The organism is Sinorhizobium psoraleae (assembly GCF_013283645.1).
In the GTDB taxonomy this organism is placed as follows: Bacteria; Pseudomonadota; Alphaproteobacteria; order Rhizobiales; family Rhizobiaceae; genus Sinorhizobium; species Sinorhizobium psoraleae.
The window spans coordinates 150,479-176,804 of sequence record NZ_JABEKV010000007.1 but is presented as its reverse complement, the minus strand read 5'-3'; the positions used below and the strand labels follow the sequence as shown (position 1 = coordinate 176,804).

22 protein-coding genes and 10 pseudogenes are annotated in these 26,326 nt (G+C 59.3%); 14 read left to right on the top strand and 18 right to left on the bottom strand.

The features are described 5' to 3' along the window. Nucleotides 1-178: 178 nt before the first annotated feature. Nucleotides 179-322 (top strand): toxin-antitoxin system HicB family antitoxin, encoded by a 144-nt coding sequence (locus tag ILFOPFJJ_RS35360; RefSeq protein ID WP_246299875.1) that lies wholly within the window; start codon nt 179-181, stop codon nt 320-322. A 47-nt stretch (nt 323-369) separates the two neighbouring features. Here ILFOPFJJ_RS35360 and ILFOPFJJ_RS28650 read toward each other — a convergent pair. Beyond that, a pseudogene (locus ILFOPFJJ_RS28650) lies at nt 370-465 on the bottom strand (transposase domain-containing protein); the annotation flags it as partial. A gap of 171 nt (nt 466-636) precedes the next feature. On the opposite strand from ILFOPFJJ_RS28650, the gene ILFOPFJJ_RS28645 reads away from it, so the two are divergent. Continuing rightward, nucleotides 637-834 carry a hypothetical protein gene (locus tag ILFOPFJJ_RS28645; RefSeq protein WP_173513921.1) on the top strand — a complete coding sequence of 66 codons (198 nt, stop codon included), beginning with the start codon at nt 637-639 and terminating at the stop codon, nt 832-834. A gap of 93 nt (nt 835-927) precedes the next feature. Beyond that, a pseudogene (locus ILFOPFJJ_RS28640) lies at nt 928-1,536 on the top strand (SOS response-associated peptidase); the annotation flags it as partial. A gap of 259 nt (nt 1,537-1,795) precedes the next feature. Here ILFOPFJJ_RS28640 and ILFOPFJJ_RS34745 read toward each other — a convergent pair. Beyond that, entirely contained in the window at nt 1,796-2,122 is a 327-nt protein-coding gene (locus tag ILFOPFJJ_RS34745) for a hypothetical protein (protein ID WP_210267624.1), read from the bottom strand. 1,038 nt (nt 2,123-3,160) lie between these two features. On the opposite strand from ILFOPFJJ_RS34745, the gene ILFOPFJJ_RS28630 reads away from it, so the two are divergent. Continuing rightward, nucleotides 3,161-3,553 (top strand): hypothetical protein, encoded by a 393-nt coding sequence (locus ILFOPFJJ_RS28630; RefSeq protein ID WP_173513919.1) that lies wholly within the window; start codon nt 3,161-3,163, stop codon nt 3,551-3,553. Between the two features lie 516 nt (nt 3,554-4,069). Here ILFOPFJJ_RS28630 and ILFOPFJJ_RS35350 read toward each other — a convergent pair. The 5 genes and pseudogenes from ILFOPFJJ_RS35350 to ILFOPFJJ_RS28615 form a co-directional block, all read right to left on the bottom strand. Beyond that, nucleotides 4,070-4,409, bottom strand: a pseudogene (locus ILFOPFJJ_RS35350) (hypothetical protein). Between the two features lie 33 nt (nt 4,410-4,442). Further along, nucleotides 4,443-4,633: pseudogene (locus tag ILFOPFJJ_RS35345) on the bottom strand (hypothetical protein). After that, nucleotides 4,569-4,814: a hypothetical protein gene (locus tag ILFOPFJJ_RS28625; protein ID WP_173513918.1), complete on the bottom strand. Its 246-nt coding sequence runs from the start codon at nt 4,812-4,814 to the stop codon at nt 4,569-4,571. Before ILFOPFJJ_RS28625 ends, ILFOPFJJ_RS35345 begins: the two are co-directional and overlap by 65 nt. Then, a pseudogene (locus tag ILFOPFJJ_RS28620) lies at nt 4,811-5,011 on the bottom strand (hypothetical protein); the annotation flags it as partial. The pseudogene ILFOPFJJ_RS28620 and the gene ILFOPFJJ_RS28625, both read right to left, overlap by 4 nt. Before the next feature lie 239 nt (nt 5,012-5,250). Continuing rightward, nucleotides 5,251-5,562, bottom strand: a complete 312-nt coding sequence (locus ILFOPFJJ_RS28615) for a hypothetical protein (RefSeq protein ID WP_173513917.1) — start codon at nt 5,560-5,562, stop codon at nt 5,251-5,253. 680 nt (nt 5,563-6,242) lie between these two features. Here ILFOPFJJ_RS28615 and ILFOPFJJ_RS28610 point away from each other — a divergent pair. The 3 genes from ILFOPFJJ_RS28610 (at nt 6,243) to ILFOPFJJ_RS28600 (ending at nt 8,923) form a co-directional block, all read left to right on the top strand. Beyond that, on the top strand, nt 6,243-7,688 hold the full coding sequence (locus ILFOPFJJ_RS28610; protein WP_246299874.1) for a sensor histidine kinase: 1,446 nt from the start codon (nt 6,243-6,245) through the stop codon (nt 7,686-7,688). Nucleotides 7,689-8,282: 594 nt separating this feature from the next. Further along, nucleotides 8,283-8,537, top strand: a complete 255-nt coding sequence (locus ILFOPFJJ_RS28605; protein ID WP_173513915.1) for a type II toxin-antitoxin system VapB family antitoxin — start codon at nt 8,283-8,285, stop codon at nt 8,535-8,537. After that, nucleotides 8,537-8,923: a type II toxin-antitoxin system VapC family toxin gene (locus ILFOPFJJ_RS28600; protein ID WP_173513914.1), complete on the top strand. Its 387-nt coding sequence runs from the start codon at nt 8,537-8,539 to the stop codon at nt 8,921-8,923. The genes ILFOPFJJ_RS28605 and ILFOPFJJ_RS28600 overlap by 1 nt, the downstream gene beginning before the upstream one ends. A 54-nt stretch (nt 8,924-8,977) precedes the next feature. Here ILFOPFJJ_RS28600 and ILFOPFJJ_RS28595 read toward each other — a convergent pair whose 3' ends face one another. After that, nucleotides 8,978-9,256 (bottom strand): type II toxin-antitoxin system Phd/YefM family antitoxin, encoded by a 279-nt coding sequence (locus tag ILFOPFJJ_RS28595; RefSeq protein WP_173513913.1) that lies wholly within the window; start codon nt 9,254-9,256, stop codon nt 8,978-8,980. Nucleotides 9,257-9,326: 70 nt separating this feature from the next. On the opposite strand from ILFOPFJJ_RS28595, the gene ILFOPFJJ_RS28590 reads away from it, so the two are divergent. Next, entirely contained in the window at nt 9,327-10,502 is a 1,176-nt protein-coding gene (locus tag ILFOPFJJ_RS28590) for a tyrosine-type recombinase/integrase (RefSeq protein ID WP_173513912.1), read from the top strand. A 6-nt stretch (nt 10,503-10,508) separates the two neighbouring features. On the opposite strand, the gene ILFOPFJJ_RS28585 is transcribed toward ILFOPFJJ_RS28590, so the two are convergent. From ILFOPFJJ_RS28585 to repA, 6 genes and pseudogenes are all read right to left on the bottom strand, one after another. Next, on the bottom strand, nt 10,509-10,811 hold the full coding sequence (locus tag ILFOPFJJ_RS28585) for a hypothetical protein (protein WP_173513911.1): 303 nt from the start codon (nt 10,809-10,811) through the stop codon (nt 10,509-10,511). A gap of 218 nt (nt 10,812-11,029) precedes the next feature. Beyond that, complete coding sequence (locus ILFOPFJJ_RS28580; RefSeq protein WP_173513910.1) at nt 11,030-11,236, bottom strand: cold-shock protein; 207 nt, start codon at nt 11,234-11,236, stop codon at nt 11,030-11,032. 51 nt (nt 11,237-11,287) lie between these two features. Next, a pseudogene (locus tag ILFOPFJJ_RS28575) lies at nt 11,288-12,018 on the bottom strand (NYN domain-containing protein). 485 nt (nt 12,019-12,503) lie between these two features. Next, nucleotides 12,504-13,718 (bottom strand): plasmid replication protein RepC, encoded by a 1,215-nt coding sequence (gene repC, locus ILFOPFJJ_RS28570; protein ID WP_173513909.1) that lies wholly within the window; start codon nt 13,716-13,718, stop codon nt 12,504-12,506. Nucleotides 13,719-13,921: 203 nt separating this feature from the next. Next, complete coding sequence (gene repB, locus ILFOPFJJ_RS28565; RefSeq protein WP_173513908.1) at nt 13,922-14,941, bottom strand: plasmid partitioning protein RepB; 1,020 nt, start codon at nt 14,939-14,941, stop codon at nt 13,922-13,924. Next, nucleotides 14,938-16,200 carry a plasmid partitioning protein RepA gene (gene repA / locus ILFOPFJJ_RS28560; RefSeq protein ID WP_173513947.1) on the bottom strand — a complete coding sequence of 421 codons (1,263 nt, stop codon included), beginning with the start codon at nt 16,198-16,200 and terminating at the stop codon, nt 14,938-14,940. The genes repB and repA overlap by 4 nt, the downstream gene beginning before the upstream one ends. 314 nt (nt 16,201-16,514) lie before the next feature. On the opposite strand from repA, the pseudogene traI reads away from it, so the two are divergent. The 6 genes and pseudogenes from traI to trbJ all read left to right on the top strand — a co-directional run bounded on the left by traI (nt 16,515) and on the right by trbJ (nt 22,058). Next, nucleotides 16,515-17,141, top strand: a pseudogene (gene traI, locus ILFOPFJJ_RS28555) (acyl-homoserine-lactone synthase). Between the two features lie 10 nt (nt 17,142-17,151). Next, nucleotides 17,152-18,129, top strand: coding sequence for a P-type conjugative transfer ATPase TrbB (trbB, locus tag ILFOPFJJ_RS28550; protein ID WP_173513907.1), 978 nt, complete (start codon nt 17,152-17,154; stop codon nt 18,127-18,129). After that, nucleotides 18,119-18,502, top strand: coding sequence for a TrbC/VirB2 family protein (locus ILFOPFJJ_RS28545; RefSeq protein WP_173513906.1), 384 nt, complete (start codon nt 18,119-18,121; stop codon nt 18,500-18,502). The genes trbB and ILFOPFJJ_RS28545 overlap by 11 nt, the downstream gene beginning before the upstream one ends. After that, nucleotides 18,495-18,794 (top strand): conjugal transfer protein TrbD, encoded by a 300-nt coding sequence (locus ILFOPFJJ_RS28540; RefSeq protein WP_173513905.1) that lies wholly within the window; start codon nt 18,495-18,497, stop codon nt 18,792-18,794. Before ILFOPFJJ_RS28545 ends, ILFOPFJJ_RS28540 begins: the two co-directional genes overlap by 8 nt. 10 nt (nt 18,795-18,804) lie before the next feature. Beyond that, a pseudogene (locus tag ILFOPFJJ_RS28535) lies at nt 18,805-21,245 on the top strand (conjugal transfer protein TrbE); the annotation flags it as partial. Next, nucleotides 21,220-22,058 (top strand): annotated as a pseudogene (trbJ, locus tag ILFOPFJJ_RS28530) (P-type conjugative transfer protein TrbJ). The pseudogenes ILFOPFJJ_RS28535 and trbJ, both read left to right, overlap by 26 nt. On the opposite strand, the gene ILFOPFJJ_RS28525 reads toward trbJ, so the two are convergent. The 4 genes and pseudogenes from ILFOPFJJ_RS28525 to ILFOPFJJ_RS36060 form a co-directional block, all read right to left on the bottom strand. Further along, entirely contained in the window at nt 21,997-23,076 is a 1,080-nt protein-coding gene (locus ILFOPFJJ_RS28525) for a nucleotidyltransferase family protein (protein WP_173513946.1), read from the bottom strand. The pseudogene trbJ and the gene ILFOPFJJ_RS28525 overlap by 62 nt on opposite strands. 774 nt (nt 23,077-23,850) lie before the next feature. Then, nucleotides 23,851-24,384, bottom strand: a pseudogene (locus ILFOPFJJ_RS28520) (transposase); the annotation flags it as partial. A gap of 745 nt (nt 24,385-25,129) precedes the next feature. After that, nucleotides 25,130-25,972 carry a lactate/malate family dehydrogenase gene (locus tag ILFOPFJJ_RS35340; protein ID WP_282438706.1) on the bottom strand — a complete coding sequence of 281 codons (843 nt, stop codon included), beginning with the start codon at nt 25,970-25,972 and terminating at the stop codon, nt 25,130-25,132. Then, entirely contained in the window at nt 25,932-26,063 is a 132-nt protein-coding gene (locus ILFOPFJJ_RS36060; RefSeq protein WP_282438705.1) for a lactate/malate family dehydrogenase, read from the bottom strand. Before ILFOPFJJ_RS36060 ends, ILFOPFJJ_RS35340 begins: the two co-directional genes overlap by 41 nt. Nucleotides 26,064-26,326: the final 263 nt, after the last annotated feature.

Sequence of the window (26,326 nt, the reverse complement as noted above, 5' to 3'; positions counted from 1 at the left end):
GCGACGCTGGCAGTCCCTGCCTGGATTGCCTCGGTTCTCGCCCGATCGAGGCGACGACGGTCCTAGAAGAGCGGTTCAGGGTTTTGAAAGAGCTCCTCCGCGTTTACGGCGACAGCGTCGTTGAACTTAAGAAGCCTTCCGTGAGGCAGTCGATGATTAAGTCGAGACCTGCGGGAAAATGGGCAAAGAAGCTCAGAGATCTTATTCAGGGAAGAGGGTGTTCCGTGTCGCTCCCGAAGTGCATCGCGGAGCAGCTCTTGCTGCTGAGCTTTCGGGGAAAAACCTTAATCAGTGTAAGCGTGGCGTGTTGGCCGCGTGGTAGTGTTCGGTCTGAAGTTGGATAGTGTCCACTGTGGAATTAAGTGGACACTATGATTGAGGAGACCAGTTCCAAGGAAGGAGTTCGTCGATCCTATTTGCGGGGTGATCGGCGATGCGATTAATGATGTCGGCGAGATAAGCTTGCCCCTTAGGAACCGATTGAGAGGGTCCGCGTTTATTATAGTCGCTCTCGTCAGGCGACGCAGAAACAGAGTGGTGTCCTCTGAGGATGCCGCTCTTGTTTTTCTGGACACTCGTAGACCGCGCGTTGGGGAACTAACGACGTCTATGCAACGCGGCGGATGGAGAGATGACGTGGCAGGAAGCAACGAACACATTGTTAATCTATTGAAATTGCGCGAGGAATTGGTGGAACGTCGCCGAGCAGTCGCCAGCAATATGGAGCCAGGCGGGATTGTCGCAACTGCAAAAAGCGTCATTGAATTTCAGATGAGCATTGAGGCGATCGATCGAGCCATAGACGACGAAAAAAGCCCACAGCGGAAACTGTAGTAGCCCGTTTTCCAGACGGTTTTGGGCTGTACGATTGATCGTCAAGCCGCCGACCGCTGCAATTGGTATCGCATCGAGGTGGGATTTGACGAGCTGTGGCGGGTAGCGAAACCGCACAGCGACCTGACCAACCGCGCCAACCCGACGACAGAGGTCTTCCCGGACAAGCCCGGTCCTGTCATCCGCAACAACGTGGACGGTGAGCGCGAGCTCGTCAATCTCACCTGGGGCATGCCCTCGCCACCGATAGTCACCAACGGCTAGCCGGATTACGGCGCCACCAACATTCGCAATCTCGATTCTCCCCACTGGCGCGGCTCGACCGGTATCAAGAACCGCTGCATCGTGCCGTGGACAGCCTTCTGTGAATATGAGGATACCAAGCCGAAGAAGACGCCGCGCTGGTTCGCGATCGATGACAAGCAGCCCCTGGCCTTCTTCGCAGGCATCTGGGCGCCATGGGGGGCGCACGCGGCTCGATGAAGAACCCTCGCAGCGACGAGCACGAGTTGTCCGCCTTTTTGACGTGCGACGCAAATGCGGTTGTGAAGCCGATCCACCCCAAAGGCAATGCCTGTCATCCTGACGATGCCAGAAGAGATTGAACTTTGGCTAACCGCGGACTGGCAGCGGGCACGCACCCTCCAGCGTCCTTTGCCGGTCGAGGCAATGACGCCTTTGCCCGTTGAAGGGGAGCAGCAGGTATTCTGCTCTAGCTACCGACTGCGTCACAAACAAAAGGGCCGGCGAGCGAAGCCGACCGAGCCCGGGTTACAGCCATCGCTTTGCTCGGGACAGCGGCCGCTGGGACTTCGTCCTAAAAGGGAGATGTCAACTGGTGGCCTGGTCCCTCGCGAGGCATGTTCCCTCGTGTAACCGCTTTGGATATTGCCGTAATCACAACGGATTAGAAAGCGGGGATTAGGTTCGATGCGGCCGTTTCGAAGATGGTTCGCCACGCTCAACAGCCACCATCATAAGGGTCCCGTACGCCCTCAGCGTTGAAGGCGGCCCGCAGCGCCTTATAGACCTCTCCTGCGATAATATCCGCTTCGGGAGCACGCAGGGCGACTTCGACCCGCGCAAATTCGGCAACTATTCTCGCCGGAACTTCCCAGATGCCGTCGACAATCTCTCGGATAACGTCGTCCAGAGTTGCCTTTTTTCCGGAGGGGCGCCGGAACAGGTAATCACGCTCGATGCGCAAGGACAGGTGAAGGGCGATCGCCGATGTTGCGCGCGGTCGATTTGTGAGCAGCATGCCGCGCAGATCGGCGTCGATCTCCATCAGGTGCGCCTTGATCACACCAGCACCGAGTTCGAATCTCATGCCGCATAAACGCACAGATCCTGAAAACGTCGCATTAACTTTTGGGAGGAGCCGGAAGTTGGCGCGGCGATAGCCCTGCTGGCCAGACGAAAGGTTCTGCTTCGAACGGCGGAAGGGCTGGGTAGCGATTCGCCGCACTCACGTTTCTAGAGTACAGTTAAACATCGGCGGCTAGTGACAAGGGCGCCGCCGGCTGAAAGATACTCGCGCTTTCGCCCCGATCAGGAAACCGGCCCTCCTGCATGAGATGATAAGCCCCTCCTGCCAGTTGCAAGTCAGCGGTAAAAAGAACCTCGCGCCGGAGACGTTGAGCCAAGCCGGAAACGGTCTCTTGTTCCCGTGCGCCGATCTTGGAACCATCGCGGAAGCGGAACGCTAGTCGAGTGTCGCTTCATTAAAGCGGCTTGGCGGTAGAAGGGTCGGTTTAAGCAGCAAACCTTGGAGTACCGCACCCGTCTCAGGTAGCGCCCCTCAGCCTCACCCGAGGAGCGCGGTTTTTGTCGGCACCTGTGAAAAAAGCCCCCCGATTATCGGTTTGCCCAGCAATCAACAACGCTTCGAGCCGCACTTCGAAATTGCGGAACCATTGGGGTGACGGTGAGTTGAGAGCGTGTCGCTTCGCTCTCGATCACCGATGCAGAAGGGACGCCGGTTTGTGACCGCAGCCGGCAAGAGCGATGCCCGCGATTGCCTATCCGCGTGGGCATCGCTCGATTTGCGAAAATACCTCCGGCACGGCGTACAAAAGAAAGAGCCCGCTTGGGCAGAAGGGGCCGGCGGAGCGGCTTCGAGGTAAAGCCAAATATGTTGGCGGTTTATAATGCGTGAAAGTAGCGGGATCGTTCCCTGAATCAACCTCACGAGCTTCCCTCAAAATTGAATTTTGAATTTCATCGCTGGCCGGTTCCCACGGGAGAAGCTCGAGGAGGGCCTGTGGGTTTCGGCGCTTGCTTGATTCGCTTGCTCCCTTACCCCACATAATAGAGGAGGTGCCTTTTGGAGCGATCGCTATTTCTCGCCAGAATCGTCGGGCCAACCTTCGTTGCTGTCGCGCTCGGCATGCTAATCAACCTCGACATGTACGAGACCATGATCGCGGAGGGGCTGCACCCTGGCATCCTGTTTTATCTCTCCGGCTTCCTGTCGCTGCTCGCTGGCCTCGCGATCGTCAACCTGCACAATACATGGCGATTGGACTGGCGTGTGATCATCACAGTGCTCGGCTGGCTGATGACAATTGGTGGCATCATGCGCATTGTATTGCCGCGGTTCGCACTTGCGATAGGTTCAACGATCTATGGCGGCAGCGCCTCCACCACCATCGTGGCGCTGATAACCGGTGCTGTCGGCGCTTTCTTGAGCTTCAAGGGTTACCAGAGGCGTGCCTGAGCGGGCACGCAAGGGCCGTCCATCCAACAAAGGTCGCAGGTTGGGCAGGCTCTGGCATCTGGACGCGATGGAAGCGCGGCTCGATGAAGAACCCACGCGTCGGTGACCACGGGCTCTTCATCTCTCTGACGTGCGACGCGAATGTGGTTGCGAAGCCGATCCACCCGGGAGGCGATGCCGGTGATCCTCACAGACCCGGCCGAAAATCGAACTTTGGCGGACGGCGGAAGGATGCCGAAATGTCGCAGCGGCCGTTTTCGGAAGCTCTAAAAGGCGTGGAACGATCCGGCCGACGGCAGGTTAGGGAAGCGTCGCGGTTTCGCGTCACCGCCGGTTCGCAGCCCACCTTTGAGGCGGAATGAGATGGAAGCCGGCAAAAAAAGAGCGATACCCGCGCGTTCACCTTGCTCGAGCCGCGGGCGTCGCTTTGATCTATGGCCCATTGACAAGAACGTCTGTTCCCCTCGAAAATAGTGATTCCAATGGATGCCGGGGCATCTGCCGCATCGCACTTTTTCACCGTCGCAACGGACTCCCTGTCGACCGCCTTCCTCGCTGCAAGATCTCCCGCACAAGCCGCCTGTCCGAGCTGAATTGTTCAGCGTATTCTCGACAGCCCGCGGCCTGTTTCTCGACCGCTGAAATCCGGAGCTCGTGGTCGTTGAGTTGCCGGATCGTCGCCTCACGGCCGTCATCCGGTTGTCGAGCCGGTTCGCGCGGAAGCGCCCCCATGTCGCGCCAAGCCATGATCCCGCCGGCGAATCCGAACAGGATCACGAAGAGTGTTCAGGTTCCACTCGAACTTCCAGGTTGGAGTTTTCACGACGGTTTTCTCTTCATTCGTTTCGTTGGCCAATTCCCTGCCCCTCGTATGCGATTTTGGATGGGCTTACTGCTGCGCTTCGCCGTAGCGGGAGCATACCGCCTTCGTCCAGATCGCGCGGCGCAGATGCCGACTACGGTCCGGTCGATCTTCCGCTGATCTGCCGGTGTCGTGCCGCGCGCGCCGATCAGATCAGTCCCCACGGCCGCTCTGGGGCTCGTCGCACTTCGCGGCCCCGAAGTTCCACAGCCCACCACGAGCAAGGCAGGAATCGTAATCAGTGCGCTCCGAATGAGCGCGACCTGCCGCTTCATTGTTCTGCTTCTCGATAGCGGTTTTGACGGATTTGGCGTCGTCCTCGCGGATTTCCACGACGGCCCAGATGACGGCGGTGAGCACGAGCCCGCCAACGAGGATAATCCTGGCCCATACCATCATGATCTAAGGCCCAGAGCTTTGCGAACCGCCGGCATGGTGCTGATTGCGTAAACCGCAAAGCCGACGATGATGGCGAGGATCGCCATCTGTACCTTCCAATCGAGCGCTACTAGGTTTAGTTCCTTCAGGGCTGTGATGTTCGTGCCGCCGGCGGTCAGCAGCCAGATCCAGAAGCGGCCGGATTTGCGCACGGGCTTTGGTTTTGGTTTTCGCAGGCGCAGCCTGCGGCTCCTCCTCGACCTCGTGCGGCCGCCGCGTCCGGCCGTGCCGTTGAACGCAGCGGGTCGGCTCCTCCATCACCAAGAGCCAGTCCGCCCGCTGCGATGACTGTCGTTGCCGCCGCCTCCGTTAATGCCATTCGCACCTGTGGGTCTTGGCTTCGTGAATTGCCAGAGCACCATCCGAAAAGCGCTTCTGCATTGCGGTCCCGCATCCGTCAGTTCGCTTTGGTGATGTCAGTGGGCATCAGCGCATTCTGAATCAGCTTCTCAAGCAGATCGTGCAGATACTGGGCCGTGCCTATGTCGATCCGCAAGCGTGTCGCTATGGAGGCTATACCTGGGTTCTGCCCGTCGATGATGGCCGACGCAAAAGACACGTAGAATACTTTGTTTACTTCCCGAGCCTCGGTGATCAGGTCCACGTACTGGACTGGTGTGCCGTTGTCCCGGATTTCCCAGCTCTCTGTACCCATCTGGAGCGTCCGCCCGCTCCTTACTACAACTTCATTTCTGTTTTCGTCGTCCACGCCAGTGCTCCTTCAACCCAACGGCGTGGATTATGTTGCGCTTAGGTCGCGCTAAGAGCAACTGCCCCGCCGCTCTCGTATGCGCTGCCAGAAATTCACCGACACCGACGTCACTTTGTGCTGACAAGCGGGGCCACAATGACGGCATCGTTTCCGAACCAAACCATCCTGGCAGAGGTCTTCGCATCGCATTGACCCGCGAGGGCGATCCCAGCGTCAGCGCAGACGAAGGGGCCGCGGCAGCCACATCGAAGGGCGGCTCCTGGTGGCCGGACAAGGTCGAGTGGCTCGCCGGCCACTCAGCGGCGAAACGGGTGGAATCCCCTGTCATCGGCGCTCCCAAAAGAGTCTATCCCCCGATCGATGATGCGCCCGGCACTTATGTGCATCAGCGATAAAGCCATCTTTCCGGCAGTGGTGGACCGGCACGGCCTAAAGGCAATCGAAGCTCCGTCGCGTCGGCGGCGGTTGCGACCCCCCTGTGATTCATAGCGGTTCCTGTTGATACATTATGCGATATTCTTGGCCCAGAACGTGAACATCCGCAGAACAGCCAGGCGCAAGGCTTGTGAAGAAGGGCTCCCTTCGACCCAGTGCTGCCATTCACAGGTAGAGGTCGGAATTTCCGGTCCTGACTGCCAAAGCAGCGCACGAGCTCAGGCAGGTTCGGAGGGATCGTAATGCTCCCACAATTATCTAGACTCTCGCAAAATAGGTGCCACATTGTAAGCATGAGCGGCGGGAACGACAGCGCGGGGAATGCGGGTGACGCAGGGCAGCGCTTCGGTTTGGCGGGGCTTGCCGAAGCGATCGTCGAGACGCTTGACCAGCCGCTGCTGATCCTCACTTCCAATCTCACCTCCGCCGACGTCAACTCCGCATACTGCGAAACGTTCGGGGTCACAGCCGAGGAAGCGCGCGGTCAGCCGATATACCGGCTGGGCAATGGGCAATGGGACATTCCCGAGCTACGCCGGCTTCTGGAACAGGTCCTGCCCGAGCGCACGCTAGTGAAAGGCTACCGGATCGAGCACAAGTTTCCCGATATCGGGCGGCGAGTCATGATCCTGAACGCCCGAAGAATAGAGGCGAATGATGGGCGGCCGGCACTGATCCTGCTCACAGTCTCTGATCGAACGGCAGCCGAGCAAGCCCGGTTCGAACTCGAAGGCCATCGGGAGTTCTTGGAAAAGCTGATTGACAGCGTTCGCGAAGGACTGCTGGTGCTCGGCTGGGATCTGAGAGTCATCAGGGCGAACCAGACCTTCTATGATCTGTTTCAGGTCTCCCCGGCCGACACCGAAGGGCGGCTGGTGTACGAACTTGGAAATCGGCAATGGGACATTCCGAAACTGAGGGAGCTCCTGGAGGACGTTCTTCCCGACAACAATGCCTTTGATGATGTCGAGGTAGAGCACGACTTCGAAACGATCGGACGGCGCATTATGCTCCTCAATGGCCGCCGTCTCGATCATCTCGACCTGATCCTGCTGGCGATACGCGACATCACCGAACAACGTCGAATGGAAGCGCAGCAGCGGACAATGATGGGCGAGCTGCATCACCGGGTGAAGAACGTCCTGGCAAGCGTGAACGCGCTGGCAAAGCGCAGCTTGCAGGAAAGCCAATCGCTCGATGCGTTTCGCGACAGTTTTACAACTCGCCTGACTGCCCTCGCCAGAACCCAGGACCTGCTGATGCGGGCACCCGCGCACGATGTCCTCATGGCTGAGGTTCTGCGCTTGGAGTTGGAGGCCCAGGGCGGCCATGAGGGAGAAAACTATCAACTTAACGGTCCAGACGTCACCCTGTCGCGTGAAACCACGCAAGCGTTCGCCATGGCGATCCATGAACTGGCCACCAATGCCGTAAAGCACGGCGCCTGGGCCTCGCCCGAAGGCCGGCTGAAGGTAACTTGGACAGCACACCGAAGAAAGGGCAATGGAACACACATCAGTTTTCGCTGGCGAGAGAACCGCCGCGAGATCAATACCGCCCCCGCTCGCAAGGGCTACGGCTCGCAAGTCTTGGAGGGCGTGTTTAGCCATTCTCTGGAGGGCACGTCCGAATTGACGCTCCATCCCGACGGTGCCGAGTTCGTTGCGGAATTCAAACTGCGGGATTAGGTTTTCGCTTGCTGCTTGCCCAATAACAAGGCGGTGGTGAGCTGCGTCCACACCTGTTCACGGGAAGAACGATCCTCTGCGATCATCGGTGAAGGGCGCGATGAACGCCTTGGTCGAGCCCGGTCCAGTCGTCCCGCCACGCTTCGCGGACGACCGCTGTTGCGCCCCCGAAGTCGGACACTGAGCAGAGCACGGTGGTATCCCAGAAGCGGACATGCATACATGCGGCCGAGCTGCAGGTTTGCACCTATAGGAAATCAAAGCCACACCCGATCTGTCCCACGTGCGCCTCTCGGTGAGGTAGCCGCAGCAGCCTTTACGAACAATTAACCATGTGAATTAAAGTGCTTATTTCAATAAACGGAAGCTAAATACAAAAATTTTTCCGTCACTCGGACGTCGATTTCCGGCCTCCATCACTATCGATAGGGATCAAGTATCGATAGTGATGGATTCGAGTCGCAAATCGCCTAAGCTCGCTGCCGATCGGGGCAATTCCGCGCGCAAACGTGAGCCGGTCCTACGCCATCCAGGCGCTTGCGCCGACGCCGGAACGAGGTAGAATATAGATAATTAGGAACCAAGGAACCAGAAATGGCGCTCAGCATTAAAGATCTAGAGACGGAACGCCTCGCAAAGGCACTGGCCGAGAAAACCGGTGAAACCATTACCATGGCGACCCGCCGGGCACTGGAGGAGCGGCTGCGGCGCCTCGCAAACGCGGGAAATCGCGATGTTCTCCTTGAGGAGCTTGCCGCTAGCCGCAGACGCTGGGCGAAGCTGCCGGTGCTCGATAACCGTTCCGCCGACGAGATTTTGGGGTATGACGAAAACGGGCTCCCCAGCTGATGGTCATCGACACCTCCGCCATCGTCGCGATCGCATTCAATGAGCCGGAAGCCGAAGCCTACGAACAAAAGGTCGTCGACGCTCCACGGCGCTTCATCTCCGCCGCGACAGTCCTCGAACTCGCCATCGTAATCGAGGCGCGCCTCGGCGAGGCAGGTGCCACAGAGCTTGATCTGTGGCTCTTTAAGGCGGGCGTCGAAGTCGTCGCCGTCGACGCGGAGCAGATCGCGGTGGCAAGGCGAGCCTGGCGCAGCTATGGCAAGGGCCGACATCCGGCAGGTCTGAACTATGGCGACTGTTTCTCCTATGCGCTGGCCAGGACACGCAACGAACCGCTGCTCTACAAGGGCAATGATTTCGCGCGCACGGACATCGAGGCGGCATGAGATCGCATCCTTTGCACCCGGCAGCCGGCGCAAGCAGCGTGATGACCTGCGATTTCAGTCGGCAGCATGCTTGTCCGTCAGCAGTTCGGCATTGAGATGATCGCGACCCGACTCCATTTCCGCCTTTTCGACCGCGGCGAGGTCATCGTCGCTCAAGCTCGCCGTCGCTTCGACGCGACGGTCACGGCGCGACAGCCGCAGATAATCCTCATACGCGATGAGCACCATGCGCGGCCGGCCATTCTCGGTGATGATCACAGGCTCGCGCACGGCGGCATCCTGATAGGCCGCGAAATTTCTGGAAACCGCCGCAACGGTGACGGTCGACGCCATTTCAATGCTCTCTTTTCCGAAACACACGGATTTTCCGGAATGCCCCACAAGAGCGTCGGAGGCTGAACCCATGATCGACAAACATAACGTGGCGGGTTCAGACAGCCAAGCGATCCACCACCGCGCCGAACAGCTCGACGCACTTGACGCCATCCTGCCATTCGACCGGCGCGACCAGCTCGCCGCGCTGCTGACCGATGACGACGTCGCGACCCTGAAACACCTGGCCAGCGAAGGCATGGGCGAGAATACGCTTCGGGCACTCGCCTCTGATCTCGGCTACCTCGAGGCCTGGTGCCAGCTTGCCGCCGGTTCCCCCCTCCCCTGGCCGGCGCCGGAATCGCTGCTGTTGAAATTCGTCGCGCATCACCTCTGGGATCCGGCCAAGCGCGTCGAGGACCCGGCGCACGGCATGCCGGCGGAGGTCGAGGCGGGATTGCGCGCTGAGCGCCTGCTCAGGACCGACGGACCACATGCGCCCGGCACGGTCCGGCGGCGGTTGACTTCGTGGTCGATCCTCACCCGCTGGCGCGGTCTCACCGGTGCCTTCGGTGCGCCATCGCTGAGGAGCGCGCTGAGGCTGGCGGTCAAGGCAAGTAACCGGCCGCGCCAGCGCAAAAGCAAAAAGGCAGTGACCGTCGATATCCTGGTGAAGGTGCTTCAAGCTTGTGCAGGCGATCGGCTGGTCGATGTGCGCGACCGGGCACTGTTCTTGGCCGCCTTTGCCTCCGGCGGCCGTCGCCGCTCGGAAGTGGCGGGGTTGCGCGTCGGGGATCTCGTTGACGAGGAACCGGTGCGCGCTGATCCCTCCGACAAGGCCTCCCCTCCCCTGCCCTGCCTGTCGATGCGTCTCGGCCGCACCAAGACGACCACCGCCGACGATGACGAACATGTGCTGTTGATCGGCCGCCCCGTGACCGCCTTGAAAAGGTGGCTGGCAGAAGCGCAAATCAAGGATGGGCCCGTTTTCCGCCGCATCGATCAGTGGGGCAATGTCGACCGTCGGGCGCTCACGCCGCAATCGGTCAACCTGATCCTGAAGCGCCGTTGCAAACAGGCCGGTCTCGATGCGGCGCTGTTTTCGGCGCATGGCTTGAGATCTGGCTATTTGACCGAGGCGGCCAACCGCGACATTCCGCTGCCGGAGGCGATGCAGCAATCACTGCACAAGTCGGTGGCGCAGGCGGCGAGCTATTACAACAACGCGGAACGAAAGAAAGGACGAGCGGCCCGGCTGATCATCTAAGCGTGACTACACGCCGAAGAGTGAATCGGCTCGCTTCTCAAACGACTGCCATTCTTCCGGTCCCGCTTCCGCCGCCGATCTATCGTGCCGGTCAGCGGCCAATGCTGCCCTGCCCCAGGCTTCGGCACGCTGCATCAGCGACGCCATCTCGCCCCTCAAGCGATGCGAGCGTTGTAGGGCGGCGGCGTGCTCGGCGTTCTGGCGGGGATCGTAGAACACGCCGATCGCCTCCCCGGCTGCCTGTCGTGCCGCCTCCAATTGTTCTTTCAAGCTCTCCAGCTCGGCTTTAGCCGCAAAATACTGTCTCATCACCGCGATAAGCTCGCGGTCACTGGCCCACGACAGCCTGGCGGAGGAGAGCTGTCCGTCGGACCGAAGCGGCTCGAGAGGAGGTGAATCGCATCGGTACTCAAAAAGATAATGTTGCGATGCAGCCAATCAAGCAGCGCGGCTGCACCGCTCGCGTACATCTTGCGCTGCAAACGGCCGGGCGAACCCGGCCCTCCCGCGATCGCATGCAATCAGGCTCAGGCCTGGAGGTTGTCCGCCGACATCTTGCCGGACTTGCGATCCTTCACCAGCTCATAGCTGATCTTCTGGCCGTCGTTCAGACCACGCATCCCTGCCCGCTCCACCGCGGAGATGTGAACGAAGACATCGGCGCTGCCGTCGTCCGGCTGGATGAAACCGAATCCCTTCGTTGCGTTGAACCACTTTACCGTACCGGTCGCCATGACGTCTTCCTTTGATCATTGTCTTGCCGAGGTCGGAGCTCGGCTGACGCTTCACTTTGCGCCACCACTGATAGACGCTTCTGTCTTCAGGGGAAAGCCGAACGATCGGTCGCCGCGTCCCGACACTCCCGGCCCTCCCAAATCGCCGCGACGGTGGCGCTGTTTTTTGTTTCGTTGTTTCACCCGGATGCTGATGGGACCGCCCTCGGCCTGGCGAACTTCGAATTGGTTCGTCTTGCGGATAAGATCGCTGAGTTTTCGGAAGCCGAGGGTCGAAATCCGGCGCCAGGTTCAGGAGCTGCTTGCCGACGGATGCTGTGTTCTGCTAGTCCTTGATCGCCCCGGGAAGCAGGTTCTCGGTGTAGACGAACCGCCGGCAGGCTTGGCGAAAACTCTCCGGCGTCTTCTGCTCGCCGAAGCGGAACACATCGACTCGCTGCTCGCGTATCCCGGCGGCCAGCCGCGTGAAGTCGCTGTCGTAGGAGACAAGGCAGAGGCCATCGAAGCGGCCGCTGTGCAGCAAGTCCATTGCGTCAATCACCAGGGTGATATCGGAGGCATTCTTGCCCGTCGTAAAGGCAAACTGTTCTTGCGGTATCGTGTTTAGCCAGTACATCCGCCCACCCTTTCGAACGGCCGCCCGAGAAATCGCCATAGATACGCCGCACGCTCGCTTCACCGATCTTGGCGACCTCTTCGAACAAACCGTCGACAATCTTTGCCGACGTGTTATCGGCATCAATCAGGACCGCTAGGCGCGGTGACCGAATTTCAGACGGCATTTAGTTTCCTCGCAGCCCAAATGGGCTGAAATCTGACAGCTGGACACCATTCAGACCAGCCAAACAACTTCGTCAGCCCTGCCCCAAAACGCCCTTCCAATCCGTCCATTGGTATGCGCCCGGCATGGCGTACGTGTTTAAGTCTTGTCGCAGTTGGTGGGCCTGACTGACCAAGAATTCGGAAGCATGTCCGCAGCAGCCGTCGGTTTAGCCGCCGCGCTGGTTCCGTCGATGACGACGATCATGACGTCCTCTGGATTGCCGCACCGTTCGACCCGAACACCGCCATAAGCATCGCACAGAGCGAAAACCCGCCCATTCTAAGCCTGCTGGATGAGGTCGCGGAGATAGCCGCGAGCCGAGGTTGATTTTCTCTCCTTGCATCAGGGATGCAGGCGATCGCGCCTGCCGCGTTTCCCTGCCGGCGTCGCTTGCCGGAGCTAAAACCCTGACAGCTGTCAGGGTTTCGCCATTGCGGTTCCCCATCACCCGGCCTTTTTGTCATTTTGCCCATGAGCTCTCAGAAGCGCCATGAGCACCGGCCCGAGCGAAAACTCCCCCCGTCCGGCCCTGCGTGTCAGATCTCTGAGATATCCGCCGGGCGACTTGATGTGCGCTTCCCGCTCGAGGATACAGGCGATCGCTGCGGCAGCATTATCTGGCCCCATGACCTCGCAGGCCTCCTGGTAGGCCGACGGGCTGACCCCCAGCATCGACCGCACGACGACCGCGGCGGCCATCATGTCGCGCGAGTTGCTGATCGTGCCGCCTGGCCCGTACATCGTAATCTCGGGGCAGGCTCGCAGTATCATGCCAAGTGGGTAATTCCGGATCGGCTCCCGCTTCGGCCGATCATCACCCACCGGCTTCGCACCCAGCTCTTTTCCAGAGCGAGGTTCAAATTCATAGATAGAGTCGGATTTTGAATTCTGTATGTGGCGCTCATCATGAGCATCATTGGTGCTAATATTCTCGTCTTTGTTCTGCATTTCCAGGATGTTGACGACCTCCCCCTGCAGGAGCTCCATCTTGTCCAGGATCGACGTGATGTCACCGAGCGTGGGTGAGCGCGGAATCCTGCTTACGAGGCCTGTGTAAATCTCTTCGATGGCTTGCCAGTCCCCCGACGCGCCCTCCTCAATCGCAGCGGAAATGAGTTTTCGGACGTCGCGACGGCAAATCGTCAGATTCTCCTTGGCGCGGCGGAAGGTTGCTCGATCGGCCGCGATCTGCTGCGCCATGTGCGCGAGCTCTTCGGCACGCAAAAGGAGTGGTGAAATATCGAAGCCAAATGCACTTTCGATCTCACCTGCTTTGTCCTTCCTGGCGTAGCGCTTGCCATTGGCACTATCCTTCCGCACGATTAGGCCTGCTTCGACGAGAAGGGCCAGGTGTCTCCGAAGAGTAGCACCGGCTATGCCATGCGCACGGAGTGTCAGCTGAGCATTGGATGGAAAGACAATGAGCTGCTTGTCCTGGCGTAGTTCATTGTCAGGATAGAAGGTTAGCAACGCATCAAGCACTGCAAGGCTGCGGTCTTGTAATCGAAGCGCTTCCCGTGCTTCTGATACATCCCGAAAAACTTTCCACTTGTCGGCCGATTTGCCGGGCTTGATCTCGGTCGTCGCAATCTGTCGCCGCACCAAGGCAAGCGTCATCGGCCGCCGCCCGAAGGGCGTCGTCACATTCCCACGCTGCATTTTTCTTCACCTTCTAAGAGGCAAAAGAAATCCGCTCACCAAAAAAACGGCGCCATAGACTCTTGACTGGGATTCGGGGAAATGCGATTCTCTAGTTGTCACACACAGAGAGAGGCTTCCACGACGGCAACGTTTGGGGGCCTTTTTCTTTTGCTACGCTTCCTTTCCTCAATTGCTCTGAACCCTGACAGCTGTCAGGGTTCTTATTGTTCTCGATGACGGGCAAAACGCTCAGCAAGGCTTGGCAGCTCCGCCTCAACAAACTTCAAGAACTCGATCCCGAGTGATCCCTCGGCCGAAATCCGAACCTCTTTCGGGGACGCCACCAAAGCGCCAAGTTTTGTGCCGTTGCCATCCGAAATCGGCGTCGGTTTAACGTTCTTTTTGACGGCCGGTTTGATGGCATTGAGGACACGCTGGAACCTCTGGTCGGAGGTCTCGGTGCCGTGGCGTTTTATGCTCAACGCCGCCCGAATGGAATCGAGCGTACCTGGGTTGCCGGCAACTGCCTTGGCAAGATCGAGCCAGCGTGGCCGCCCGATCTTTGGTGCCCGGCCTATCGCCTCGATGATATCGGCCGGAACGACCCGGTAGACATTCCGCATACGTGCAAGTTCGGCGTCCTCGATCGAAAGCGCCGCGTAGATATAGCGTGGCTTGATCCCCGCATCATCCAGCCGCGACGCGAACAGCGCACGCTCGATCCAAGTCAGGTCCTGGCGGCTCGCGTTTTCTATGCCCTGCGCCAGAATGAGATCAGCGTCGGAAATTTCCACCTCAAGCGCACGAACGGGCCTGCCGAGCTGCTTGGCAGCAAGCCAGCGTCGGTGGCCGTAGACGATCTGATAGCGACCAGGGGAGGAGGGGTGTTTTCGAACCTGGACCGGAACCTTTTGTCCCTCGGTCTCAATCGAACGCTTGAATAGCTCAAAGCCTGCCGCGTCATCGTCCGGCAGTCTGTCCGGGTAAGGGGAGGGGTCCATCAGAGAGGGATCCAGCTCTCGAATCGAGCCGCCGCCTGACTCGACCAGCGCCTTCAACAGATCTCGCTCCGTTCGGATCTCCTCGATTGCCCGGTGTGTTGCACCTATAACGCCGGCACCGACGCGCGGCGACGGGGCAGGGGAGGCGGCAGGTTGCTGGTCGTCTGCAAGCTTGCTCTCCAGTTCTGCAGACAGCAGACCAAAACTGGCCACAATCGATTTGCGAGAAGACTTGCTCATGTCCGCCCCCAGCTGTCGTTGATAAGGCGGATGATCGCTTCATTGACCGCGTCAACGGCTTCACGGGCACGCTTGTGGGTATCGCGGCCGATCTGACCCATTTCCATCTCGTATATCGAACGTTTCGCTAGGCCAGCTGCTTCGACGGCTGTGCTTTCGATGGCAGTGGGCAATAGGACATCGGTCCCGAACATGTGCCGGAGCATAGCAACGACCTGCGACTGTGGCGCATCATTGGGATCATGCCGCGTCACGAGATATCGGATGAAGTCCTGATCCAGTTGAGCTCCGCTCTCATTCAGAACGCTAATCAGATCGCCCATCATGAGAAGGAACTGGCTCATCGAAGCCACGTCAAGCATGGCCGGATGCACTGTTATGATCATGCTGGTCGCCGCATATATTGCGCTCAGCGTCAGAAAACCGAGCGACGGCGGCGTGTCCAGGATTACGACGTCATAGTCAGCCTCGACTTCCGAAAGGGCGAGCTTCAACCGCTCGAAGAAGATCGCGCCGGAGCTCGACTTGTTCGCCAAGACGCGGGGAGTTTCATGCTCATACTCCATCACTTCGAGGTTGCCGGGGATTAGGTCGATCCCCTCGAAGTAGGTCTTGCGAATGATGTCGCGGATCGGGCGCCGCTCGGCTTCGTCGTAGCGCAAGGCAGCGTAGATGGTTTCATTCGAACCAACGTCTACCTCTGGCTGGGCGCCGAACATGGCTGACAGGGATGCCTGTGGGTCCAAGTCGAGTGCGAGAACGCGATAGCCCTGAAGGGCCAGATAGTGAGAGAGGTGGACGCAGGTCGTTGTCTTTGCGCTGCCACCCTTGAAATTGGCAATGGCAAGCACCTGGAGATGCTCGCCGGCACGTCGGCGGGGGAAAAACCGCAAGGCTTCCGCCGGCTTCTGCTTAGCGAAGAGCTCGCGCAACTCATTAATCTGAGCCAGCGTGTAGACGCGATGATTATTCTCGAGCCTGCTCGGGACCGGTCCACGCCCTTCGATGGACATGAGCTTCAGCGTGGAATCGGGTATAGACGTCAGCTTCGACACTTCGTTCGTCAAAAACGGACGAAGTGTTTTCTCCGACTTCGGAGGATACATGCGAGTTCTGAGCTGCTGCAACTGCGCTGACAGGAGCCCTGCGTGGCGCGTGATTTTGCTGCCCGCATCTTCCTTAGTGCCAACAACTGATTCCACTCGGTTCGCTATCGCCATCTGTTCCTCTTGGCGGTCTACTGCCGGTTTACCGACCATTACCCGCCAGAGATAGAACACGATTCTCCAGACCCGTCCAGAAGTTTAGGGTTAACAAAGGTTTAACGGCGACCAAGAAACCAGAGGAGAGTTCTTGGCCTTTTTCCGTTTGTACACAGAGGCTTAGCCGATTTCGCCGCTACCCCTTGATCTCTGATTGTTCTCCTGTGAATCCTACAATCACTCTGCCCTGTCCCCAGTTTTCCACTCCAATTTGCGCCGCTCGCTCCAGTCGACCTTGTCGAATCCTACAACTGCCGCCCGATTCCGATTCGTGCTGATTTCCCCGCCGCCCAACAACGACGGAGAAATTCATGCAGATTCTCGCGATCTCAAAGCCGCGAAATATCGAAGAAGCCCAGCTTCTCCATAGCCATCACTAACTGCGCGCCCGCATCTTTTCCGATCGTTTGGGCTGGGAAGTCAATGTCGCCGGAGGCTGTGAGTCGGATGCTTTCGACGATCTTCACCCGACCTACATCCTGGCCGTGTCGAGCAACGGCCGAGTGGTTGGATGCGCGCGTCTGCTTCCTGCATTCGGCCCCACGATGGTGGCCAACGTTTTCCCCTCGCTCCTTTGTGCCGGTCACCTCAACGCTCATTCCTCCATGGTCGAGAGCTCGCGCTTCTGCGTGGACACCTCCCTTGTTGAGGGCAGGGGGGACGGCTCCATTCATGAGGCGACGCTCACCATGTTTGCGGGGATTATCGAATGGTCGGTGGCAAACCGCTTCACCGACATCGTCACCGTGACGGATCTTCGGTTCGAAAGGATCCTCGCCCGCGTTGGTTGGCCACTTCAGCGCATCGGCGAGCCAAGGACAATCGGAGCGACCGTGGCCGTGGCGGGCACTCTACCGGCAAACGCGGACACATTCATGAAGCTCCGCCCCGCCAACTACCGATCTCAAATCACCAGCCCTTCTGGGCAATCTGCGTAAGGAGAAGTCAGTGACACAGCTTCGCTCTCATCCTCGCCTCATCCGCAAGCTTCAGGAGGCGCTTGGCGACCAGCTCTGCGTTGCTTTGGACGATCGCAACGTCGTCGAGATCATGCTGAATCCCGATGGTAAGCTGTTCATAGAGCGGCTCGGGCACGGAGTCGCGCCCGTTGGCGAGATGTCGTCGGCTGCGGCGGAAATGGTGATTGGGACGGTTGCTCACGCACTCCAATCCCAGGTGGACACCGACCAACCCATTATTTCCGGTGAGCTTCCGATCGGCGGGCATCGTTTCGAGGGTCTATTGCCGCCAGTGGTCGCCAAGCCCGCCTTCACAATTCGTCGTCGGGCATCTCGCCTGATCCCGCTCGACGACTATGTCCGCTCCGGTGTGATGACTGAGGCCCAGGCTGCGACGATCCGCAGTGCCATTGGCTCACGCCTCAACATCATCATTTCCGGTGGAACCGGCTCCGGCAAGACGACGCTCGCGAATGCTCTAATCGATGAAATCGTGAAGAGCGCACCAGAAGATCGGCTCGTCATCCTCGAAGACACCGCCGAAATCCAATGCACGGCCGAGAACGCGGTTCTCCTGCACACGACCGAAGTAATCGATATGGCTCGCCTTCTAAAGAGCACGATGCGCTTGCGCCCCGACCGCATCGTTGTCGGCGAGGTCCGCGACGGCGCGGCGCTGACGCTTCTAAAGGCCTGGAACACAGGTCACCCTGGCGGCGTGGCAACAATCCACTCGAACACGGCGACCTCCGCGCTCCGCCGACTGGAGCAGCTGACGGCCGAGGCAAGCCAACAGCCGATGCACGAGGTGATCGGGGAGGCTGTCGATCTCATCGTTTCCATCGAGCGTACGCCGCGAGGCCGGCGTGTGCGCGACATCATCCAGGTCGAGCGCTTCGCCAACGGCCAATACGAGATCGAATCCGACCAACTCACCGAAGAACAGGAGGCGCGGCATGTCGCGTAAGAATGAGTTTGCCTCCATCGCGCTTCTTGCTGCGCCAGTCATTCTGGCGTCGGTCGCACCGGCGCTGGCCAGTTCAGGCGGTAGTCTGCCCTGGGAAGGACCGCTCGAGCAGATCCAGGAGTCCATCACGGGGCCAGTCGCGGGCTACATCGCACTTGCAGCGGTGGCGATCGCAGGCGGCATGCTGATCTTCGGCGGTGAGCTGAACGACTTTGCGCGGCGGCTGATGTACGTCGTGCTTGTTGCCGGCATTCTGCTCGGCGCCACGACGATTGTCGGTCTGTTCGGTGCGACCGGCGCTTCAATCGGTCTGACCGATGATCACGTCACGTCGACACGCCCGAGTGGAAGATGGGAGGAGGCTCATGGCTGAGTCGCTGTCCCAACTTCACCGCAATCGCATCCACCGTGCTCTCTCCCGGCCGAACCTCCTGATGGGCGCGGATCGGGAACTGGTTCTGATCACCGGGCTTGCCGCCGTTATCCTGATTTTCGTAGTGCTGACGGTCTACTCGGCGCTCTTCGGCGTCGCCATGTGGATCGTGATCGTCGGCTTGCTCCGGATGATGGCGAAGTCCGATCCGTTGATGCGGCAGGTCTACATCCGCCACATTTCCTACAAGCCCTACTACAAGTCGACCACCTCTCCGTGGCGCCGGTATTGAGGGGACTGGCATGGCCGCGCTCAAACGTTTTCGGACCATTGGCCCATCCTTCGCGGATCTCGTTCCCTATGCCGGCCTAGTCGGCAATGGCGTCCTCCTGTTGAAGGACGGAAGCCTGATGGCCGGCTGGTATTTTGCTGGGCCGGATTCCGAAAGCGCCACCGACGTCGAGCGCAACGAACTCGCGCGCCAGATCAACGCCATCCTGTCGCGGCTCGGAAGCGGCTGGATGATCCGGGTCGAGGCCGTCCGTATCCCGACGTACGATTATCCCTCGGAAGACCGCTGCCATTTCCCCGATGCTGTCACCCGGGCAATCGACGGGGAGCGCCGGGCTCATTTCGCGCGCGAGCGGCGACATTTCGAGAGCAAGCATGCGCTTATCCTGACCTATCGGCCGTCGGAGGCTAAAAAGACAGCTCTCAGCAAATACATCTATCGGACGAGGAGAGCCGTAAGAAGACCTATGCGGACACGGTGCTCTTCATCTTCAAGAACGCCATCCGCGAGATTGAGCAATATTTCGCCAACACCCTTTCGATCCGGCGCATGGAAACGCGCGAGGCGGCCGAAAGGGGAGGGGAGCGTGTCGCCCGATATGACGAACTGCTCCAGTTCATCCGATTCTGCATTACCGGCGAGAACCACCCGATCCGATTGCCGGCTGCTCCCATGTATCTCGACTGGATCGCGACCGCCGAACTCGAGCATGGTCTGACGCCGAAGGTCGAGAACCGATTCCTCGGTGTCGTGGCGATCGACGGGCTGCCGGCGGAAAGCTGGGCCGGGATCCTCAACAGTCTTGATCTGATGCCGCTCACCTATCGCTGGTCGTCGCGCTTCATTTTCCTCGACACTGAGGAGGCGCGTCAAAGGCTGGAGCGGACGCGCAAGAAGTGGCAGCAGAAAGTCCGTCCGTTCTTCGACCAGCTATTCCAGACACAAAGCCGGTCGGTCGATCAGAATGCCATGGCGATGGTGGCCGAGACTGAGGATGCAAGCATCGTCGCAGCTTGTCGCCTACGGCTATTACACGCCGGTGATCATTCTCTTCGATAATGATCGGGAGGCATTGCGGGAAAAAGCTGAGACGATCCGCCGGCTGATCCAGGCCGAGGGATTTGTGGCGAGGATCGAGACTCTCAACGCGACGGACGCGTATCTTGGGAGCCTGCCGGGCAACTGGTATTGCAATGTGCGCGATCCACTGATCAACACCAGCAACCTTGCCGATCTCATGCCTCTCAATTCGGTCTGGTCCGGCTCGCCTGTGGCGCCGTGCCCCTTCTATCCGCCGAATTCGCCGCCCCTCATGCAGGTTGCGAGCGGCTCGACGCCGTTCCGAGTGAACCTGCACGTCGATGATGTGGGACATACGCTGATCTTCGGGCCGACCGGGTCGGGCAAATCCACGCTGCTGGCGCTGATTGCGGCACAGTTTCGGCGCTACGAACGCGCTCAGATCTTCGCCTTCGACAAAGGGAACTCGCTGTTACCGCTGACCCTCGCGACCGGAGGGGATCTCTACGCGATCAGCGGCGAGGAAGAGGGGAGGGCGCTCGCCTTCTGCCCGCTCTCGGAGCTTTCCACTGACGGCGACCGCGCCTGGGCGACCGAGTGGATCGAAATGCTGGTCGCGCTGCAAAGTATAACCATCACGCCCGATCATCGCAACGCCGTCTCGCGCCAGATCGGCTTTGATGGCGAGAGCACCTGGTCGATCGCTGTTGGATTTCGTGAGCGGCGTTCAGGTGCGCGAGATCAAGGACGCGCTGCATCACTATACTGTCGACGGGCCTATGGGGCAGCTTCTCGACGCGGAAGAGGACGGCTTGACGCTCGGCGCCTTCCAGTGCTTCGAGATCGAGCAACTCATGAACATGGGCGAGCGCAACCTCGTCCCCGTGCTCACCTATCTGTTCCGTCGCATTGAGAAGCGCCTCGACGGTTCGCCGAGTCTGCTCGTGCTGGACGAGGCATGGTTGATGCTCGGCCACCCGGTGTTCCTAGCCAAGATCCGCGAATGGCTGAAGGTGCTGCACAAGGCAAATTGCACTGTCGTCCTCGCAACACAGTCAATCTCGGACGCCGAGCGCTCCGGCATCATTGATGTGCTGAAGGAATCCTGCCCGACCAAAATCTGCCTTCCGAACGGCGCCGCGCGCGAGCCGGGGACGCGCGAGTTCTACGAACGGATCGGCTTCAACGCGCGACAGATCGAGATCGTTTCGAACGCAATACCCAAGCGCGAATACTACGTCGTCACCCCTGAAGGCCGGCGTCACTTCGACATGGCGCTTGGTCCCGTGGCGCTCAGCTTCGTCGGCGCATCCGGCAAGGAAGACTTGAAGCGCATTCGCGCACCTTCATTCCGAACACGGCCGCGATTGGCCGATCCACTGGCTTCAGATGAGAGGAATTCACGATGCCGCATCGCTGCTCAAGGTCGAAGAGTTTGCTCGCCGGTCTGGCGGTCGTCGCCGTAACGATCGGCACTATCACGCGGGCCGATGCCGGCACCGCCACAGGTGCGGCGACCGAGTGGACGCAGGTTCTCAATAATGGCGAACTGATATCGCTCGTCGGAAAATCTGGAGAGCAGATCCAGAACCAGCTCACGCAGATTAGCCAGCTCGCGCAACAGATCGAAACTCAGTTGAACATCTATCAGAACCTGCTGCAGAACACGGCCACTCTCCCGTCCCACATGTGGGGGCAAGTCGAGAGCGATCTCAATCAGCTTCGCAACATCGTCGATCAGAGCCAGAGCATCGCTTTTTCCATGGGCAACGCCGACGACGTGCTGCAGCAGCGGTTCCAGAGCTATGCCACCTTCAAGACCAACCTGCCGACCAATGAGACATTCTCCTCACCTATCAAACCTGGTCGGACACCAACCGCGATACGATTGGCAGCACGCTGAACGCGGCAAGCCTCACGGCCGATCAGTTCGACAGCGAGGAAACCACAATGTCCTCGTTACGGTCGATGTCAGAGACGGCCGACGGGCAGATGAAGGCCCTGCAGGTCGGCCATCAGATCGCGGCGCAGCAGGTCGCGCAAATGCAGAAGCTCCGCGGGCTCGTGTCGCAGCAGATGACGATGATGGGAACCTGGCTCCAAACGGAGCAGACCGACAAGGACCTCGCTCAGGCACGGCGGGAGAAGTTCTTCAACGCCGACGTCAAGACCATTCCGATCCTCAGAACGGCAAGACTGCCTTCTCTCCTGTTGCCCGCCCCCCGGCCTCGAGACATTCCCTAAGACTGTCCTTCCGCTCACCCGGTAACATGGCGGCTCCAATCTTGATGGCTTCCTCCCATGCGGGCCCGCGTTCCCACGCTTCGATATAGGCGATCGCCAGATCGGGAGATCGTTTCGTTTGCAGCAGGGCTTCGACAAGGATTCCGGCCTGCATTATGTCCTTGTCGCGCTTGAGCGCGCTGTGCGCGTGGCGTCGGGACGCGATGATCAGCTTGTGAACAGCGTAGCGAGCTGGATCGGGGACAAGCACTGAGACACCGGCTCCATAGAGGAGTACCGTTCTAACAGGTTCACGGATCAGGAAATCCATGAACCGCAGCGGCTGTGCGCTTGCCCCGCCAAGGGCGGGCATGTCGGCCGGCTTGTCCAGATACTCATCCTTGCCGCGATTCGTGGTCAGGAATTCGACGCGATAGCCTTCCCCATTGGCGAATGCGGTCGTCTCTGCCCTGTCGAGCGTTGGGACAGCACGGAAAGTCGGATCGGCTGATTGCAGCAGTTCGAGGATTGGCGGCAGGCTATCCATCACTTCTGCCGAGATCGCATAATCTTGCGCGAAATCGGCATCCCCCGTCATGATGGCAGCAGAGGGAATGCGGACACCCAGGAGGCCAGAGTACGTTCCGAAGGCGAGAGTGCCGACCAGGACAGCCCGAAGTCGAAAAAGCCCTGCGGCGGCCAGAGTTTCGACGATCGATCCTGAGGTTCGGTCGGCCGCCAGAAGGCCTCCATCCCGCGTCAGACTTGAGACCAGGCGTCGACGTATCCTGTAGTCGGTTTTCGTGCGGGAGAAGTCTTCAACACGTTTCGAAATCTCGGGATCCTCAGCAGGACCAACATATTTGCGCTTCTGGCCGCCTTCGCCGTCAGACTGATCGAAATACCAGTATTGGCGATCCCTGACCTTGACTTTCACGAATCGGCCGGTCGGCGGGAAGTCGAGTGTCCAGGCGTCATCTATGGCGCGCTGGCCGATCTCAGCGAACATTGTCTGGTATATCATGTCGACAGTTTTCAGCATGGAAGCTCTGCGTTATACTGGAATTGCTACTATAGTATAACGAGCCCCGAACGATAGATCAACGAGATCGATGTCCTTGGCAATTGGGAAACGATCGAGGGCGGCCTGCTCTCAATCTCATCGGCAATTCCAGGGGAAGCCGGGTTTTCAACCAAGGCCATCACGAGACAGCCTCCATCTCTTAGATCGCCATTTCCCGAACGCAATTATAACATCCTCGCAGATCTAGTATAACAGCCAGGTGCAGACCAGGACGCAGTTCGGACAAGCGCATCGATCACACGCTGACAAGCGCCGGAGCCGGTTCGCACGCAACTTAAGGAGACGAACCGATAATCATCGCCGGGTGCAGATTTTTTTGTATCCGTATGCATCGATTGGCGCTTTCAAAGGATTCTTGCCGTCCATGGTTTACGGAGAAGATATGGCTGACCTTTGGCGTGGCGATTTTTACGGGCAAAGCGATAACGTTTTGGGTGGTGCGCGGCTTATGGTGCTGGGCGAGGCCCATTATCATCGCAGCGCTCCAATCGGCTCAGCGGCCAGGTTTTCTTCAGAGCTGTCCGGTGCCGGGGAGCAGGGTTGTCTCCGCGGTCGACAAGTAGTCGCCGCATAATGGTTCTTCGCAGGTAGGACCTTCCTCTGTTTAGCCCGCAGTCTCGAACGAGCCGCAGCCTCCGCGGCACGGAATGATCCAACCCACGTCCACAGCAGGGACGCTCAGTGCCTCAAATCAGATTGACGCGCTGAGGGAAAAGGCTGACGCTTCACCTAAACGGTGGCGCCGGCCGATGTGTTGAACACCTCTCCTGTCTTGAGCATGCTATGCATGATCACCGCGAGCTTTCGGGCAACCGCCACCGCAGCGCGCTTGAAGCCCACCCGCTCACGCAGTTTGAGCGCCCAGCTTCTGAGACTGCTCTCGTACCTGGCACTGGTTCTCGTGAGGATCACCGTCGCCGCTTCATAAAGCAGTCCCCGCAGACGGTTGTCGCCTTTTCGCGAGATGTGACCGTCATAATCGATCTCGCCAGACTGGTAGCGCCGCGTTGTCAGCCCGAGCCAGGCGCCGACCGAGCGCGACGTTCGGAAGTTGCCTGGATCTTCTATTGCTGCGACGTAGGAAACGGCCGTGACTGCGCCGACACCCGGGATTGTCGGCAACAGCCGCGTAGCCTGGCTCTCCCGCGCCGCTGCGAGCAACTGGCGACCAAGATCGGCCGCGCGTCTGCGTATGTCGCGCCACGCCTCAAGCAGAGGCAATATGGTCCGTGCCAGGGCGCCATTCTCATCCAGAAGCTCCCTGAACTTCTCAACAGGGGTGGATAGCGGAAGCTAAGCGGCCCCTCGGCTTACGTCTTGTTCGCCTAGGTTTGCAGAATTTCGACACCGATAAGCTTCTGCTTAAATCTGCGATACGGCGTTTTGGCGATGTATGCGTTGATGCCTGCGTGGTGCTTTGTCGAAGAAGCCGCCTAAAAGAGGCGAAGACCAAGGATCTGTGCTATTCTCTGGCATGGACGAACTGCCTCTGATTGAGAAGTATCTAGCGGCGGCGGAGCGCGATGTTGAAGATGCTACCAGGCGCGCAACACTTCAACGCGAACTCGTTGCCAAACTCGAGAGAGACGGCCGAAACGTCACAACAGCTCGCATATTATTGGTCAATTTTGAGCTGAGCCTCGCGTCGCATATTCGCGAGCGCGACCGCCTGATCAGAGAAAGAAAGAGGGTTGCAGGCAGGACCTGAGAAATGTCGCCTCGTCAAATCGGCGTGATTCAACGCCACAATTCAACTCACATTTGGCCCAGGTGTCGGCGATCTTGATCCCGAGGCATTGCTTGGTGCTCTCCAGCTTCTCTTGGCCGAGCAAGAGCTGGACGGGCGCAGGTTGCCTGTCCTGCTTCTCAAAAAGCGCGCTGCTTTCTTCCCCCTCATCGATTAGATCAGGATAATCCCGGTGCTCGACAACACCGTTCCGATTTTGCCAAATTGCCCGTCATTCTTTCGCCGCATAACAGCTTCGCGCGCCACCAGAATCCTTCGCTTTCAAACCGCCACCGACTCGAATAGTCCTCGAAGGAGAGAAGCGCTTCGTTGAAGTGCTGTGCGCTCCTGTGCGTCGAGGTCAGGGAGCAGTTCGGTTGTAATGCCTTCACGACCCACGACACGGGGTATCGATAAGGCTACATCCTGCACTCTCGCGACCACTGCGGTGACACTCGAGACCGATAGCACCGCCTGCTCGTCCTGTCTTATCGCCCCGACAATTCGGGCAAGACCCGCTCCAATCCCGTAGTAGGTAGAGCCTTTGCCCTTAATGATTGTGTAGGCTGCATTACGGGTCTTGCTGTCTATGTCTGCCCGGACAGAGTCCGTAATTGGCGCGCCGACCCGTGCACTGAAGAGAGCAATCGGAACGGTGCCGACCCTAGCACCGGACCAGGCCAGAACCTGGCTGTCACCGTGTTCGCCTAGCACGTAGGCGTGAATGGATCGGGGCGACACGCGAAGGTGAGCCCCGAGCAGGCTGCGAAAGCGCGCGGTGTCGAGGATCGTACCCGAGCCGATTACCCGCTGGGTCGGCAGCCCCGAATAAATCGTGGCGATTTGGGTCATGATGTCGACCGGATTGGATGCGACGAGCAGAATTGCATTTGGGCAAAATCGAATGATCTCGCCGACCACGGTGCGGAAGACAGCGGCGTTGCGATCCAGCAGGTCGGTCCGCGTTTCGCCGGGTCGCTGGGCGACCCCCGCGGCGATGATGACGACACCGGCATCTCGGAGGTGAGCGTAGTCTCCGTGGACGATCGACGTCGCCGACGCAAATGGCATCGCATGTGCGATATCAAGGGCATGTGCCTCCGGCGAGTGCTGGATCGAGATCAACCATCACAATCTCGCTTGCCACGCCTCGCAGGCCGAGAGCGTAGGCAGTCGCACTGCCGACCATGCCGGTTCCGACAATACCGACTTTCATCCCGTGTCCCTCCTTTGAATGGAGACCAGACGTCTATTTTAGCCGACCCTTCGATCAGACCCCAGTCAGCGATGTCAGGGCCTGTTCCAGGCTTGCGTTCCGCGACGGCGCGGCGACGGCTCTTGGCCAGCGGAAATTCAACCTCGCTGCCACGGAGCCACCTGCGAGGGCTGGCCCAAAAGAAGCTTACGCAACCCGCCGAGTGCCTGAGTTGTCTAAGCATTGCCGGAGAGCTATTTTGTGGAAGGCAAGGCTGTGGCCCT